This is a genomic window from uncultured Eubacterium sp. (assembly GCF_937958975.1).
Classification (GTDB): domain Bacteria; phylum Bacillota; class Clostridia; order Lachnospirales; family Lachnospiraceae; genus Eubacterium_G.
This window is the reverse complement of record NZ_CALGRE010000022.1, coordinates 16,367-32,149: the sequence shown is the minus strand read 5'-3', so window position 1 is coordinate 32,149 and position 15,783 is coordinate 16,367. Positions and strand designations below refer to the sequence as shown.

General features: G+C 35.4%; 15 protein-coding genes. 1 reads left to right on the top strand and 14 read right to left on the bottom strand.

Annotation, left to right across the window (positions count from 1 at the left end; all coding sequences use genetic code 11):
• Positions 1-44: 44 nt before the first annotated feature.
• The 10 genes from Q5O86_RS03705 to aroD form a co-directional block, all read right to left on the bottom strand.
• Positions 45-1,238, bottom strand: a complete 1,194-nt coding sequence (locus tag Q5O86_RS03705; protein WP_302625803.1) for a glycosyl hydrolase — start codon at positions 1,236-1,238, stop codon at positions 45-47.
• An 84-nt stretch (positions 1,239-1,322) separates the two neighbouring features.
• Entirely contained in the window at positions 1,323-2,861 is a 1,539-nt protein-coding gene (locus tag Q5O86_RS03700; RefSeq protein ID WP_302625802.1) for a glycosyl hydrolase, read from the bottom strand.
• 137 nt (positions 2,862-2,998) lie between these two features.
• Positions 2,999-4,348: a hypothetical protein gene (locus tag Q5O86_RS03695; protein ID WP_302625801.1), complete on the bottom strand. Its 1,350-nt coding sequence runs from the start codon at positions 4,346-4,348 to the stop codon at positions 2,999-3,001.
• A 96-nt stretch (positions 4,349-4,444) separates the two neighbouring features.
• Positions 4,445-5,560, bottom strand: a complete 1,116-nt coding sequence (locus tag Q5O86_RS03690; protein WP_302625800.1) for a hypothetical protein — start codon at positions 5,558-5,560, stop codon at positions 4,445-4,447.
• A gap of 330 nt (positions 5,561-5,890) precedes the next feature.
• Entirely contained in the window at positions 5,891-7,588 is a 1,698-nt protein-coding gene (locus tag Q5O86_RS03685) for a glycosyl hydrolase (RefSeq protein ID WP_302625799.1), read from the bottom strand.
• Positions 7,589-7,705: 117 nt separating this feature from the next.
• Positions 7,706-8,335: a single-stranded DNA-binding protein gene (locus Q5O86_RS03680; protein WP_302625798.1), complete on the bottom strand. Its 630-nt coding sequence runs from the start codon at positions 8,333-8,335 to the stop codon at positions 7,706-7,708.
• Between the two features lie 187 nt (positions 8,336-8,522).
• Positions 8,523-9,395: a hypothetical protein gene (locus Q5O86_RS03675; protein ID WP_302625797.1), complete on the bottom strand. Its 873-nt coding sequence runs from the start codon at positions 9,393-9,395 to the stop codon at positions 8,523-8,525.
• A 110-nt stretch (positions 9,396-9,505) separates the two neighbouring features.
• Positions 9,506-10,477: a D-2-hydroxyacid dehydrogenase gene (locus tag Q5O86_RS03670; protein ID WP_302625796.1), complete on the bottom strand. Its 972-nt coding sequence runs from the start codon at positions 10,475-10,477 to the stop codon at positions 9,506-9,508.
• Positions 10,478-10,623: 146 nt separating this feature from the next.
• Positions 10,624-11,181, bottom strand: a complete 558-nt coding sequence (gene efp, locus Q5O86_RS03665) for an elongation factor P (protein WP_302625795.1) — start codon at positions 11,179-11,181, stop codon at positions 10,624-10,626.
• A 71-nt stretch (positions 11,182-11,252) separates the two neighbouring features.
• A complete protein-coding gene (gene aroD, locus Q5O86_RS03660) occupies positions 11,253-12,530 on the bottom strand; it encodes a type I 3-dehydroquinate dehydratase (RefSeq protein ID WP_302625794.1) in 1,278 nt (425 codons plus the stop codon).
• A gap of 130 nt (positions 12,531-12,660) precedes the next feature.
• Here aroD and Q5O86_RS03655 point away from each other — a divergent pair, with 130 nt between their 5' ends.
• Positions 12,661-13,536, top strand: a complete 876-nt coding sequence (locus Q5O86_RS03655) for a shikimate dehydrogenase (RefSeq protein ID WP_302625793.1) — start codon at positions 12,661-12,663, stop codon at positions 13,534-13,536.
• Between the two features lie 49 nt (positions 13,537-13,585).
• Here Q5O86_RS03655 and Q5O86_RS03650 read toward each other — a convergent pair whose 3' ends face one another.
• The 4 genes from Q5O86_RS03650 to sigG all read right to left on the bottom strand — a co-directional run bounded on the left by Q5O86_RS03650 (position 13,586) and on the right by sigG (position 15,756).
• On the bottom strand, positions 13,586-14,092 hold the full coding sequence (locus tag Q5O86_RS03650; RefSeq protein ID WP_302625792.1) for a YqeG family HAD IIIA-type phosphatase: 507 nt from the start codon (positions 14,090-14,092) through the stop codon (positions 13,586-13,588).
• A 55-nt stretch (positions 14,093-14,147) separates the two neighbouring features.
• Entirely contained in the window at positions 14,148-14,597 is a 450-nt protein-coding gene (gene nrdR / locus Q5O86_RS03645; protein WP_302625791.1) for a transcriptional regulator NrdR, read from the bottom strand.
• Between the two features lie 65 nt (positions 14,598-14,662).
• Positions 14,663-14,926 (bottom strand): PRC-barrel domain-containing protein, encoded by a 264-nt coding sequence (locus Q5O86_RS03640; RefSeq protein ID WP_302625790.1) that lies wholly within the window; start codon positions 14,924-14,926, stop codon positions 14,663-14,665.
• A 53-nt stretch (positions 14,927-14,979) separates the two neighbouring features.
• A complete protein-coding gene (gene sigG / locus Q5O86_RS03635; protein ID WP_302625789.1) occupies positions 14,980-15,756 on the bottom strand; it encodes an RNA polymerase sporulation sigma factor SigG in 777 nt (258 codons plus the stop codon).
• Positions 15,757-15,783: the final 27 nt, after the last annotated feature.

The window sequence follows — 15,783 nt, the reverse complement described above, 5'->3', positions numbered from 1 at the left end:
TTTATCATATGCTTTTTTCATTTAAATGTGTACCTATATCTTTTTTAATTGATTATATCAGGGGTTGTATTTTTTTGTTGTAACAATACTTTTTCATCTCCATATCCTTCGGGCAGACCTAATTTCTGGTATTGATATCCCAAATCGGTAATGTCTCCCATATAATGATTTAAAAGGGCTGCACCACCATTTTTATAATCTGTTGGACTAAATGAAAACCATGCGTACCGCTCAACATAGTCTCTTTTATCTAACTCCGGAATAACCCCTTGCATATAATCCATTACCGATTGTCTCATCTGTTTCGTTCTACCCGGAACACCACTTGTAGCGAACTCTGTTATCCATATCGGTTTGTGATACATTTCCCAAGTTTTATCAACCAATTCCAAAAAAGCTTTCACGCCTTCTTCATTCCACCAATTCCAATAATGATGGATTGGAATAAAGTCGATATCCATTTTTTCTGCTTTCATTTTTTCCATGAAAGGAACAAACCAGCTATCCGACCACGGTGGACAAAGCGCTGTAGCAGGTGAACCTACCAATAAGTCCTGATTCATAAACGCCTTCATTCCTTCCACAGCATCATCTACGGAAATATTAGACTGTTCTTCTAAATCCGGTTCATTAAAGGCTAATACATATTTATATCCCAACTTTGGAAAAACAGCTATTTCTTTCTTATCTGTTGGCGCTGTAGTCCACATCATCGGCACAAATTGTAACTTTTGAAAACTTGTATAATTATGCTTTGTTGTACTCCAATTATAATACCATGAAACTCCCCAATCATCAGCATCCACCTTTCTCGCCATGTCTTTATTCATACAGAATCCTTTCTTATTTACATAAAAAGAAAACTTATCTGAATATATTTTAGAACCTTTCTCCAAATCAGCCTCAATATAAACAGTATGAAGTTTTACCGCCGTAGAATAATACTCACATGTATTGGTTTTTCCATCTGTCTCCGCTATTTTTTTACCATTGACATATACTTTATATCCTTTAACATCTCCTAATTTTCCTGCTTCATTCCAACGAATTGTAATATATCCGGCAGGCTGCAATGTTCCTTTTTCCGGAAAAGTTACCGCACTTTCTTTCCATTCCCCACGATTTTCATTTATTATTCGTATTCGATTTTTTTCACTTATATGAACTGATATTATCCCTGTCACAATACCTATTGTGCATAATATCGCAAGAAATATTAATATTTTTTTCTTCGTCATAAACCTAAACCCAATCTTTTTCAATTCTACAAATGAGAAGGGCTGTTAACAACCCTTCTCATTTTATCTTATATTTCCCGTTACTTATTTCTTCGTTTTTACTTTCTTTTTTCCACTCCATTTACAATAATACTTCTTCCCGTTTATTATCTTATATGCCCTCACACGCACATAATATTTCTTCTTTTTTAGAAGTTTCTTTATTGTTCCATTTTTGGTAGTAGCACTTGTCGCTGATATATTTTTTATCTTAGTTTTATATTTCTTCTTAGTGCGAAACTTGCTGTTCAACGAATACTGAATTTGATAGCCTGATGCTCGTTTAACAGATTTGATACTATACTTAAATGCTTTCTTTTTTGCACTCACACTATATAGTACCGTCGGAACTGCGGCCGTACATGCCGCCATAGAAGTATTTTTTGTTGTTGACGATGCGACATTGTATTTCTTTGCATTATATCCTGTCGGATTACCTATATTAGCATAAATCTGTCCCAATGTTGTAAGCTTACCTGTTTCATAATAAAATATTCCTGATGCTCCCGTCACCTCATCATTTGGATTAAAATCAAACCATGAGTATCTCTCTACATAGCTTCTCTCATTCAATCCTTTTAATACGATTTTCATGAACTCCTGTACCTGAGCAGTTTGTTTTGCATTTTTAAGACTAAATTTGTTATAAGTATCTGCCACAGCAAACTCTGTTACCCATATCGGCTTTTTATATTTTGCATAGATTTCATCAATAGCATGTAAATATTGCAGTGCCGTATCTGCATTATCATAAAAATGCTGGTATGCGTGAACCGCAATAAATGACATATTATTTTTCTGTGTCGTATTTAAACCATTCCAAAATGGTGTCCACCATTTATCCGAATTAATCTGAAACGACTCTGTTGCCGGAGAGCCAAGTCTTAAACTTCCTTTATTATCAATCATATCATTCCAACGATAACGCATAGTGTCCGGTTGTTTATTGGACTCCCACTGTAAATCAGGCTCATTGTATGCCAACATATATTTATATCCTTTTTTATTTGCATACTGACATCTTGTGGAAATATCTACCGGACTATCTCCCCACAACATAGATACAAATTCTGTATCGTCAAATTTGTGGTTTTTAAAATTGCTGTCTTTAAATGATTTATATCCCCAATTATAATACCATCCAATATTCATGGAAGCCGGGTCTACGGCAATCCCCATATCTTTCTCATTTACACAAATACCCTTTTTTGTTACATAAAATTTTCTTGTATCCGTTTTCACGATTGTTCCATCATTTAACAGAGCATCAATACGCACATCATAACCTTTTACACTCGTTGTATAAAATTCATATTTCATTGTAGTTCCACTGGGAGAAACTGTTTTCTTTAATTGATTATTAATGTATACCTTGTATTGCTTTACATTTTCCAGTGAATTATTCCATTTAATATCGATAAATCCTGCTCCCACAAGCTTATTCTGACCCGGACTGATAATTGCTTCGCTTTTCCATAATGCTGCAGCATCGTCGACTGCTTTTACTGTATCATTAATTGTTATACCTGAAAATAGGATTGCAATCGATAAAACTATTGACAATATTTGCTTTACCTTACTCATAGATACCTCCATATTTTTATATTATATTTGACAATATTGATGCAAGAAAGAACTTAATAACTTAGGTATAAGAAAAAAGGGCAGAATAAGTTACATAAAATATAACCCTTCCACCCTTTCAATTATCTCTTGCTTAACTACTTAATTACTACAGTTTTCTTTAATGTCTTTTTACTGTATACTTTCTTTCCTGCCGAGTCTAAATTATAAGCTCTAACTCGGAAATATGTCTTCTTTCCTGACTTTAATTTTTTAATTGTAATGCTTGTCTTTGTTGTCGTCTTTGTTTTTGCTTTCTTCATCTTGCTGTTGTTTGCATATTTAATTTCGTATCCCTTAGCATTCGCAATTTTCTTAATCGACAGTTTAGCTTTCTTTTTCTGAGCAGTAAACTTAACTTTCGCTTTACCCGGCTTCTTTGTTGCACTGTATACGCATGTTAAGTTAAGATTACCTTTAACAGGTGTAGAAAGACTATATTTTGCTCCTGTTGCAGCATTCTTATATCCGGTAAATGTTTTACCTTTCACTGCAAACTGGTAACCGGATGCCTTTTCACCTGCATTTACATACTGTGTATAAGAACTCTTTCCATATGAGTATTTCACTGAATACTGTGTACCTGCTGTAAGTTTTAAGTCACTAATGTTAAGACTACCCTTCATAGCAAGCTCATCCGGATATGTAACAAGATAAGCTCCCATAGCAAACTGAATTGCTACTTCACTTCCCGGATAAGTCTTAGGTACTTTAAATGTTACAGAAATAGTTTTTTCATTTTTATTACTTGAATCTGCAACAAAGAAACCACCTGAAGTACATCCTGAATATGCTGTAAAATCTAATCCATTGTTGTTCGCCGGATTGATTACACTAAGTCCTACATGCTTAATAAAATTATCTTCCTGTACAACCTCTCCTGCAGCATCTTTTACAGGAATCTTATCACCATTCTCATCTAACTTAAATTCACCATCTGCATCTTTTTCATATACTGTTGTCTTACCTTTTAAACTACTATTATATTTAAATGAAAGTGTATATGAACGACCTTTTTCTACAGGAATATTTGATGAAAACGCTCTCAGTCCCCAAGGATTATCTCCTACCAAAGAACCATCACGGCTATTATATTCACCATCCCATCCTGTATTAACAGCATAAAATGTAAAAGCTGAAGAAGTTGCTCCCTGAGCAACATATCCGTCTGTCACAAAATCCTTTCCCGGAACCTGACCATTTGGATAATCTTCTGTACTAATATGTGTCAATGCATGATACCAGCAGTATGGATGCTGTCTGCTTCCATCTTCACCAGCCTTATGGTCTTTCATAGAAAGTACGGAATAATAATCCCATTTGATATTTGAAGCAATATTCGCACCATTAGCTGCATGTTTAGCTGCTGATACTACACCTGTTGCTCCCACTATCATTGTAAGTGCAAGAACTGTAGCTGTTACTTTCTTAAAAAATCCTTTTCTCACTCCTAGTCCTCCTGACTAATTTTCAATTTTTTCTGATAACGAAACAGTTACCCAATGCATAAGCATTGGGTTTCTGCTTAACTTGTTTTTACAAAATTATTTTTTAACTTTAACTTTTGTCTTAGCCCATGCGCTTGCTTTATATCCTGAAGCTGTAGCACGAACTTTAATTGTGTATTTTTTACCCTTTTTAAGTTTCTTAACGGTATATTTAGCTTTCTTTGTAGTATATGTCTTCTTTCCTACTTTAATCTGATATTTCTTTGCCTTAGAAACTTTTCTCCAAGTAATCTTAACTGTACCTTTTTTGCTGTTTTTAGCTTTAAGTTTTTTAACTTTTGCAAGTTTCTTTACAGTCGGCTTTACTGGTGGCTGTGTAGGAGTTACTTTTTTCGTTGTAACTTCTTCTGTAGGTGCAGTTGGATTATCCGGTCTTTCAGGTGGAAAATCATAATTTGGATCTAATCCCTTATCATGAATTTTCACATTAGAAATAGTTAATACACCAGAAGCTGCTTTGTCTTCTGTTGTAAGTCCTGCATTATATGATGCAAGAAATGCTCCCATGTTAATTGATAATTCCATGGAATCTGTTCCGTATGCACCAAACTGGTCTGTCTCAACAGAAACTGTTTCGCCTGACTTTATTGTAACAACTTTATTAACGACATTGTTTGTATTTCCATCATTGGCAAGCACTAATATGTTCTTTTCAGGTGCTTTATCGGCATTTTCGCCACCTTTTACCCATTTTGCTTCAAATGTAACTGTATAAAAATGTCCTTCATTTAACTTAATAGAAGGCATCCATGCTCTAAGCATATATGGATTATCTTTTGTTGGCGCATCACCAACCCAGTCATCTCCATCCCAACCGGTATTTGCTATATTAGCAGTAAATCCATCAGCAACTTTTGTGGTTGTCCATGTTTCCTCACCGCCATCTACATACTGCTTGTTAGGGAAATTCGCATCCCAGTTAGTCTTTGATTCACCTGCTGTTGTGGCAAATGAATTATAATAACGAATAGGCCAGCCGTTAGGGTCTGCACTTCTGCCTATCTGTCCTGCTGAATAAACTACCCAAGGTGTTAATGCTGCTGTATCTTCAGCCTTAACTGATGTTGATACTGTACTAACACCAATTAATAATGAAGAAACTAATGCGATTGACATTACACCTGTAATCATTTTCTTGAAAACCTTTCTCATTTTCAATTCCTCCTCTTAATTTCTTTTTCTTTGAAAACGCCTAATTTTCAGTTAGGGCAATTATAACATAAATAACGTTTCAATTCAATCACAAAATAGTATTTTTATACAAATAAAATCACTTTTATGTCATATTTCTTTTGTCTATTCTTACAATTTTCGGTAAATAATACAATATTCACAATAAGATTTGCATATATTTTACAATTATTTTTTTCACATATCTCTACAATAAAAATATTTTTATGTAATATATAGTATTTTTGATAAAAATTTCTTTCTAAGAAAAAAAGAGAGCAAAAGTTTCCTCTCACTCTCTCATACATCTTGTTATTTTTTTATCTTAATCTTCTTAACCTTTGACCAGGCACCGTAAACTTTTCCATTCAACGCCCTCACTCTGAAATAGTATGTCTTTTTCTTTGTAAGTTTTTTGGCAACATATGAAAGCTTTGAAACAGATACTGTCTTAGTCTTATACTTTTTAGACTTTTTAAATTTTTTATTTAAGGAATACTGTACCTGATATTTTTTCGCCTTGTTTACCTTGCTCCACTTTAAAGAAACCGCTTTCTTTTTGTTATTTTTAGCTGTTTTTAACTTTACTCTCCCGAGTTTTAATGCCGGACCCGTTTGAGATGGCTTACTTGTCGGTTCTACGATTACTTTTGTACTTGGTTCTTCTTTTTTAGAAGTTTCCGGTTCTGTAGTAGGTTCTTTCCACACATATTTCTCATCATCTGAAATTTCTTTTGGCACATATCCTTCCGGATTTCCCATTGTCGAATACAAAACTCCGAGCTCTGTAAATTTTCCACTCTCATAATCAAACAATGCAGTTGTTCCACACCCATCTAAACCGTCAATCTCATTGGAGCTTTCCACATTATATGGGAACCACGCATAACGTTCCACCCTATCATCAGCATCCATTGCTTCAATAATTTGTGCAACATATTTTTTCATTCTTTCTAAGGCTCCCGGATACTCATAACTCCAATCAGAATATCCGCCTTTCATACCTGTGACTGAAACTTCTGTAACCCATATTGGTTTATGATACTTATCCCATAGATAATCAACTGCAGATGTCAAATATCTAACATCAAAATCTGTGCCTGATTTTGCTCCACCATATCTATGAAGCGCTACTGCATCTACATCTACAGCGGCATAAAAACCATCTTCTAACGGTATCACTTCCCCTTCTTCCGTGTCCGATTCTTCTTCTTTTTCTTCTTTCGTCGAATCATATGTATCACCTGTTTTTAAAAATTTGTCCATAAATCCGCCTGTATATACAGCTAAAGCCGGCGATACCGTTCTCTTTCCTAACGCTTCGATATATTTCCATGCAGCTAATGCTTTTCCTGCCGAAAGATTCGCCTGCGAAGGAATATCCGGTTCATTGTATCCCAAAATATAATTAGAATCATCTGTTATCTTCTTAATATCTCTCAAATTTGACTGTGCGGCACCCCAAACCATAGGAACATGTGCCACACCGGCATCCACACTGCTATTAAAAGCTGTAGCAGCCCAATTATAATACCATGATATATTTAACTTACCGGTTTCCACAGTGTCACTCATATCTGCGCCCATTGCCAAACCTTTTTTAGAGATGTAAAAAGTTCTCATATCTGATGTAATGCTTGTTCCATCTTTCATCTTGGCAACAACGTATGCCGTATGTGCATTTTTTACGGCAACAGAATATACTTCACAAGTTTGTGTCGTGTCACCGGGTTTTGCCGCAAATGTCATCGTAGCCATAGTTCCATCTACCAATTTATTTTCTGCTTTTCCGTCAAAATACACCGTATAGCTTTCAGCATTTTCCAATGTAGTATCAAACTTGATATTAATATAACCTGCTCCTGCCAGTTCTCCTTCTTCCGGTGCGATTACAGCCCTGCTTTTCCAGTCTGTTTCCCGTGCACTGGCACTATCTGTCGAAACATTACTAATTGTTATAACCGAAAATAACATTACCACAGATAAGATAATAGATAATATTTTTTTCATGTATCCTTCTCCTCTCAACGTTCTTTCTAATTTTTACTTTATCATAAAAAATGTTTCAAAACAATCCATTTATAAAAAAGATTATCTACCCAAAGGCAGATAATCTTTTTTCCATCACTATTCATCAATATATTCCAATTTGCTTACGGAAACCTCATAAGCAATATGCTTCTCACTCTCATCCTCGTTTATCTTTTTTACATATTCTCTGCTCTGTACTCTTCCCCAGATTTGTATATGTCCTCCAACCTCAAATGTTGAAGCATATCTGGCATTTCTTCCCCATGCAATACAAGGTATATAATCTGATTTTCCATATGGACGATTCACTGCAATCAATAAATCTGCAATTTCTCGTCCTAACGGTGTTTTTCTATAAATCGGTGGCTTACAAATATAACCATCCAGAAAAATCTGATTTGTTTTTCCTGCCTCCAGATTTTCTTCGACTTCCTCCCATTCTCTCACAAATATTGAAAGGACCAATTTGTTTCTCGTTCCCTCATGTCGGTTATAAGAACGAAACTGTCCTGATACCTCTACCAGCCTTCCCTGGTAATCTTCATTGATGTCCACCAGTCTCTCCGATACCATCAACGGAATTACATCTGTCAATTCACTTAACCTGTCTACAGACACATCAACTATGTAAAAACCTTCACCAAACACCTCATGGCTAAATCTGAATCCAGAAACTATCTCTCCTATAATACTCACTCTGTTGTTTTCAATAACTTTGTCAATCATTGTATTTCCCCCTTTACCACACTTTGGTTTATTATTTTTTTATCAGTATTATTATACACTAATATTTTCCAAATATGTAAAAAATCGTTCGACCCTTTCCGACTTCAAATTCATATGTTTTCACTTTTTCTGCATTATAAAAGGCTATCAGACAAAACTCTGATAGCCCTCTATGTATCTTCTTAAATTATTTTTTCTTTACCTTAACACTCTTCTTTGCGCTATATGCTCCAGTCACTCCTGAAGACTTTGCTACTGCTGCAACCTGAACAGCAACTTTCTTACCGGCTTTTGCCTTTACTGTAACAGATGTCTTCTTAGTTGTTGTAACTTTACCACCAACTTTTACTTTATACTTTGATGCTCCGTCAACTTTTGCAAATTTAACTGTAACTTTACCCTTCTTTGTGGATTTTGCAGATTTAACCTTTGGCTGACCAATCAAAGTAAATTTAGATACTGTAATCAATGTTGATGCTGTGTAATCTCCATTTGCATCATTTGCCAGTCCAACTTCTGCTACCTGCTTATACTGATCTTTGAATACTTTGTATCTTGTAGCTGCATCTTCGTCTGTTGAAACGTCAGTTCTATCTCCGATATCTCCGCCAAGACCAAAATAAACTGTGTTCGCATTTGCTTTTGCCTTAAATTTCTTGCTGAACTTAACTGTCTTATTTGCTGGAACCTTCACCCATGTTGAATATGCAAGTGTCTCACCTGTAGCTACTTTTACATAAACAAATTTTGTAATGTTAGTAGCTTTAATCTGAAATGAAAGTGTATATGTCTGACCTTTCTTTACAGATACCTTACCAGTGCTGTTTGTAGCATCCATAAACACCTGAGCTCCCCAAACTCCGCCCCAGCCAACAGCGTCAATAGCTGCTGTAAAGCCTGATGCTTTATTTGAGTTTAATTTTCCTTCTGCTCCTTCGTACCATCCTTCATTTGCACCGAAGTAGCTTCCCCAGTTTGCTGCAAAACATGTAGTTCCCATAGCAATTACAAGAGTAAAAGCAAGAACTGATGCTGCAAGTTTCTTCGCCAATCTTTTCATGATTGTTCCTCCTTTTAACTTAAAAATTTAAATACAATTATGGGAAATATCCGTTCTCCCAATTGACATTGTATTAGATTATGTGTCTTAACCCAACACCTCTCTGCGTTCTATTCTATAACATTTATAGGGGTTCCTGCAAGCCATTTTTGCAAATTTTCTGAAACGATTTTAATAAGCCTGGTTCTCGTCTCCAATGGAGCCCATGCTGCGTGAGGTGTAATAATAATATTCTTGGCGTTTAATAACTGACAATTAGGCGTCATCGGTTCTTTTTCTACCACGTCTAAGGCCGCCCCTCCAATAATGTCATTGTTGAGCGCCCGGACTAAATCTTTCTCATTCACTACCCCTCCACGAGATGTGTTAATAAACAGACTATCTCGTTTCATTTTACAGAAAAAGTCCATATTACACATACATTCAGAATCTTTATTCAACGGACAGTGCATCGTAACAATATCAGATTTTTTTAATATTGTATCGATATCAGCATACTCCACAGACTCCTCATTTTTATGTATTTGATGACCATTTTTTATGACACTGCGACTGTATGCCAGCACATTCATTCCAAATGCATTTGAAATCATTGCAACTTTTTTCCCTATGGAACCATAACCTATAATTCCTATAGTTTTCCCATATAATTCTTTCATTTCCATAAACGGAGAAAACTTGTTGGTATTAATCCACCCTCCATTTTTTACAAATTCATTATACTTCGTAATTGTGTTATAAAAATGAAGTATCAAGGCAAAAACATGTTGTGCTACGGCCTCAGTAGAATAGCTGCCTGCATTACAGACTGTTATGTTATGCTCTCTTGTATATTCTAAATCTATATTATTATAACCTGTTGCAAACAGACCAATATATCTGAGGTTTGGCGCTTTACTTAAATTTTCCCTATTCATTGGTGATTTATTACACAAAACTACATCTGCACTTTTAATTCGCTCTGCCACCTGTTTATCTTCTGTGAAATCATAAACTTCTAATTCACCATATTTTTCAAAAATTGAAAAATCTATATCATTATTTATCGTCAAGGTACTCGCATCTAATATTACAATTTTCATTTTAAACTCCTTAATATTATTATAACAAAACAGACAAGTCTGCTTCGAACTCCCCCTCAATTCTTGAGGGACTTGCTGCACTCCGCACTCCAAATATATAAAAAAAGCTACGAAACCGTAGCTTTTTTTGCAACTAAACTATATATTTATACTCTCTTTGAGTATTCACCTGTTCTCGTATCAATCACAATAGTCTCACCCTGCTCAACGAATAAAGGAACATATACCGTAGCTCCCGTCTCAACAATTGCCGGTTTTGTAGCGTTTGTTGCTGTATTTCCCTTGAATCCCGGTTCTGTTTCTGTAATCTGTAATTCAACTGTGATTGGTGGTTCAATAGCAAACACATCACCCTTACAGGAACAAATCTTAACTGTTTCATTTTCCTTAACAAACTTCAAAGAATCTCCAACCTTCTCTGCACCAATAGCAATCTGGTCATATGTTTCTCCGTCCATAAAGTAATATAAATCACCATCATTGTATAAATACTGCATATCTTTTCTATCAATATGTGCATTTTCAAATTTTTCTGTCGGTCTGAATGTTGTTTCTACAACACCACCACTCTTAATATCTTTTAATTTTGTTCTAACGAACGCTGCGCCTTTTCCCGGTTTTACATGCTGAAATTCGATAATCTGACAAATCTTTCCCTCATATTCAATTGTAATACCGTTTTTGAAATCGCCTGCTGTTACCATAATTTTTCCTCCTAAAAGTTCGTTTGTGATTGCTCACACTGTCACTATTATATGATATATCCTAATATATTTCAACCTTTTTCTTCTATCCGACACAGCATATCATAACAGGTGAGAACTCTGTCATTACTGTCCACATTCACCCGGATATCGGCGACCGACTGATACCTTGGCTCCCTCTTTGCCATAAGACTTTTTACATGTCCCAAACTCATGTCATTATTTAGTATTGGTCTGTGTGTATGTTCCTTTACTCTGTCAAATATCGTCTCCGGCGAAGCCGTAAGTAACACAATTGTACCATTCTTTTTTAACAGCTCAACATTTTCATCCTTTAAAACTGCACCTCCACCACAAGATATAATTTGTCCTTCTGCGTTTACAATCTCACGGAGTGCTTCTGTTTCCAACTTTCTAAAATGTTCTTCTCCAAATTTTTCAAAAATCTCACTAATGGTCATACCTGCCTTTTTAACAATATAGGCATCCACATCTATCTCTTTTAAACCGGTAATCATAGAAAGAGCCCTTGACACAGTCGTTTTCCCCGTTCCCATAAAACCAATCAAAGCGATATTCCCCTGAAAATTATAACTTTTATTTATGTCTAATAACTTTCTCATTTTTTTAATATCTATCTGTCCGGGCGCCGATGCTCCCACACCCGCCGCAAATGTCACAACAGATTTTGTCAGTCCTGTAACAATTCTCGTTACTGCTCCCAGCTCACCCATAGACATTGTAATAATCGGAACCTTTAACATTTTATCCGCCTTCTCCGATGCCTCAATCAAACTCCACACATCTTCTTTTTCCAGCGGCATAACCGCAAGCTTGCTGATATCTGCACCTAGCTCCTCTGTCGTTTTTAATATTTCAATCATTTCATCCCTACCCGGTGTCCGGTCAAAATGATGATTTGAGCCAATAACTTTTATGTCATATTTTTTTATCTCCTCAATCAGCACTCTCGCCTGTTCTTTATTTCTATAGGCTTCTATATCAATAAACGATACATTATAATTATTACCTATTTTTGCAACAAAACAGCATAATTTATAATATTCATCCCATTTAATATCCCGGTTTCCACCTTCATTTAATGTTCTAAATGTAAAAATCATTGGAATAGTTCCCAATATGCCCTTCATTTCATTTAAAACACTCTCATATTCTGTCAATGCTTCACTTTCAAAAAAGTCCGCTCTCCACTCAATGATATCCGGAGACAATTTCACAACTTCACTAATCTGACGAATGATTTCATCTCTATTTTTTCCAATAACAGGAACACATATCTTCGTATCTTCACTGTCTAAAACTATATTTTTACAGTCTATCCTTTTCATAGGTACCTCCAATTTTTCAATAACTAAAGTATAAGTTAGCACGCATTTTTAGTCAATGCAATGGTTTACTTTTTTATACAAACCTCTTATACTGAATAAAGATTTTATATTTTGAAAGGTGGAAAAACATATGGGATGCATAAATGAAATAACAGGTCACACAAAACTTACCGGTCTTCTTGGAAGCCCTGTAGCTCACAGCAAGTCACCATTAATGCACAACGAAGCATTCAGATTATTAGGACTTGACTATGTGTACCTTTGTTTTGATGTCAAAGAAGAGAACTTAAAAACAACATTTGAAGGGCTGAAACAGCTCAATATTGCCGGCTTTAACTGCACTATGCCAAATAAAACTGTCATTTGCGAAATGCTTGATGAATTATCACCTGCTGCGAAAATGATTGGCGCTGTCAATACGGTAGTAAATAAAGACGGAAAATTTATAGGATATAACACAGATGGAATCGGATATATGCAGTCTGTAAAAGATGCCGGCTTTAACATTATCGGTGACACAATGACACTTCTCGGTGCTGGCGGCGCCGCTTCATCTATTCTGGTTCAGGCTGCCCTGGATGGTGTAAAGAACATAAATGTTTTTAGTATAAAGGATAGATTTTGGGAGAAGGCAGAAAAAATGATAGAAAGCGTCAATTCCAATACAGATTGTAAGGCTTGTTTATTTGAACTTGGAAATGATGACATTCTTGGTGACTCCATTTCCCAAAGTAAAATATTGACCAATGCAACTTCGGTAGGTATGGCACCAAACACTGATAATTGCATAATAAAAGATTTCTCATTATTGAATGAAAAGTTAATTGTTTCCGATGTTATTTACAATCCAATGGAGACAAAATTACTTCAAATGGCAAAAGAAAAAGGTTGTCCTACTTTCAATGGTTTATACATGCTTTTATATCAGGGAGCCGAAGCTTTCAAAATCTGGACCGGAAAGGAAATGCCCGTAAAGGAAATTAAAAATAAATATTTTGCAGAATAGTCACAGAAAGCGGTATCAAACGTCCATGTCAAAAAATGAAAGAGCAGCATTACTGCTGCTCTTTCATTTTCTTTTTCCATCTCCATAATATAAACTTTTCCGGTACCCTTTTTAAAACAATCTGAATTTCTTCTTTTTTATCAATCTGTTTTACCATAATTGACTGAATCCCCGCACGGTTTGCTCCCCATATATCTGTAAAAATCTGGTCACCGACAAACAGTGTAGAACTCTCATCCGTTCCCATCAATTCCATTGCTTTTTTGTAATTTTTAATGGACGGTTTATGTGCATCAAAAATATATTTTGATTTCACCGCATATGCAAAAGGTTCTACTCTCGGTTCCTTATTATTAGAAATCAAACATGTATCAATTCCCCGGCTATGTATTTTATCAAATATCTCAATAATATGTTCATCCGCCGGTGCACCATGTGGGACAAGCGTGTTATCTATATCTGAAATAATCCCTCTTACACCTTGTTTATAGTACATCTCAAAGTCAATATCGCCAAAAGACGCCAAGTATTCTTTTGGGAACAGTTTTTCAAGCATTTTAGCCTCCTAAAAAGTGAAAGTAGTTTTGTCGGACACTGACACTGTTTTCACTCTACTTTAATAATTTTGTAAGTTCAGCCATAAATGTATTTACGTCTTTAAACTCTCGATAGACAGAAGCAAAACGAACATATGCCACCTGGTCCAGCTTCTTCAATCTATCCATTACCAGCTCACCAATAATCGTACTGGAAATCTCTTTCTGCTCCATATTAAAAACTTCATTTTCTATATCCTCTACAACCGAAACAATTTGTTCATAGGACACGGGTCTCTTATGACACGAGCGCAGGATTCCTGCCTCTATTTTTCCTCTGTCATACTGCTCTCTAATATTATCTTTTTTTATAACAATTAAAGGTATTGTTTCTACTTTTTCATACGTTGTAAATCTTTTTTTACACATCTCGCACTGACGTCTTCTTCTTATAGCGTTATTTTCTTCTGCCGGTCTAGAATCAATAACTTTCGTATTTTCCTCTCCACAATATGGGCACTTCATCCTTTTTCCTCCAGTTTTTTATCATTAGATAATTATAAATAATATTCATATTTTGGTCAAGCCGTTTAAAACATCGTAACCTTGCGTTTCACCTCGTCTTCATCTACCTTTACAAGAATAATATCCGGTCCTACCTGTGTAATACATTTAAAGGGAATGACATACTCAAAATCACTGCATACCAGTCCACACCACTTGCTGGGACCCGGAACAATTATCGCTTCTATGCATCCTGTACATATATCAAACTCTATATCATCTGCGCAACCGAGAATCTTACAGTTACAGCAATTAATCACTTCTTTTCGCTTTAAGTCTTCAATTCTCATAGCATACCTTTTTTTATTATACTATGCTTTAAGGTATAACCTGTTTCTTGTTTTTAACGCATATAATTTTTCATACTTTTTAGGGCATTTTTCTCAAGTCTGCTGACCTGTGCCTGAGAAATCCCAATTTCCTCCGCAATTTCCATCTGTGTTTTTCCATTGAAAAATCTCATATCAATAATCTTTCTTTCTCTTTTAGAAAGTCCATCTAATGCCTCATTTAAAACTATATTTTCTACCCATTTTTCTTCTTTATTTTTTTTGTCACTAATCTGGTCCATAACGTAAAGAGTATCACCTCCCTGGTCATATACCGGATCATACAGAGAAACAGGACTCTGAATTGCATCCAGAGCATACACAACTTCCTCCGGTGTTACTCCGATATGCTCTGCAATTTCATTGACCGTCGGCTCGGTATTGGTCTCTTTCATTATATTTTCTTTGCAATATATCGCTTTATACGCAATATCTTTAATAGAACGACTCACTCTGATTGCCGCATTATCTCTGAGAAATCTTTTCAATTCACCGGAAATCATAGGAACTGCATAGGTAGAAAATTTAACATTTAAAGTATCATCAAAGTTATCTACTGCTTTAATCAGACCAATACAGCCAATTTGAAATAAATCATCCACATTTTCATTGCTGTTAGAAAATCTTTGCAAAATACTGAGAACAAGCCTTAAATTCCCCCGGATATACTCCTCTCTCGCCTGCATATTTCCTTTTTTAATTTCTTGAAATAATTCTTTTTTTCTTTCCTCGCTTAAAAGCGGAAGCTTTGCTGTATTCACTCCACATATTTCTACTTTAAAAAGAGCCATAAAAATCCCCCCGGCAGATATATTTAT

Excerpts from the sequence above, each read along its gene's own strand:
- Q5O86_RS03705 (WP_302625803.1), bottom strand. The coding sequence starts at position 1,238 with ATGACGAAGAAAAAAATATTAATATTTCTTGCGATATTATGCACAATA.
- Q5O86_RS03700 (WP_302625802.1), bottom strand. The coding sequence starts at position 2,861 with ATGAGTAAGGTAAAGCAAATATTGTCAATAGTTTTATCGATTGCAATC.
- Q5O86_RS03690 (WP_302625800.1), bottom strand. The coding sequence starts at position 5,560 with ATGAGAAAGGTTTTCAAGAAAATGATTACAGGTGTAATGTCAATCGCA.
- Q5O86_RS03685 (WP_302625799.1), bottom strand. The coding sequence starts at position 7,588 with ATGAAAAAAATATTATCTATTATCTTATCTGTGGTAATGTTATTTTCG.
- Q5O86_RS03680 (WP_302625798.1), bottom strand. The coding sequence starts at position 8,335 with ATGATTGACAAAGTTATTGAAAACAACAGAGTGAGTATTATAGGAGAG.
- Q5O86_RS03675 (WP_302625797.1), bottom strand. The coding sequence starts at position 9,395 with ATGAAAAGATTGGCGAAGAAACTTGCAGCATCAGTTCTTGCTTTTACT.
- Q5O86_RS03670 (WP_302625796.1), bottom strand. The coding sequence starts at position 10,477 with ATGAAAATTGTAATATTAGATGCGAGTACCTTGACGATAAATAATGAT.
- efp (WP_302625795.1), bottom strand. The coding sequence starts at position 11,181 with ATGGTAACAGCAGGCGATTTCAAAAACGGTATTACAATTGAATATGAG.
- aroD (WP_302625794.1), bottom strand. The coding sequence starts at position 12,530 with ATGAAAAGGATAGACTGTAAAAATATAGTTTTAGACAGTGAAGATACG.
- Q5O86_RS03655 (WP_302625793.1), top strand. The coding sequence starts at position 12,661 with ATGGGATGCATAAATGAAATAACAGGTCACACAAAACTTACCGGTCTT.
- Q5O86_RS03650 (WP_302625792.1), bottom strand. The coding sequence starts at position 14,092 with ATGCTTGAAAAACTGTTCCCAAAAGAATACTTGGCGTCTTTTGGCGAT.
- nrdR (WP_302625791.1), bottom strand. The coding sequence starts at position 14,597 with ATGAAGTGCCCATATTGTGGAGAGGAAAATACGAAAGTTATTGATTCT.
- Q5O86_RS03640 (WP_302625790.1), bottom strand. The coding sequence starts at position 14,926 with ATGAGAATTGAAGACTTAAAGCGAAAAGAAGTGATTAATTGCTGTAAC.
- sigG (WP_302625789.1), bottom strand. The coding sequence starts at position 15,756 with ATGGCTCTTTTTAAAGTAGAAATATGTGGAGTGAATACAGCAAAGCTT.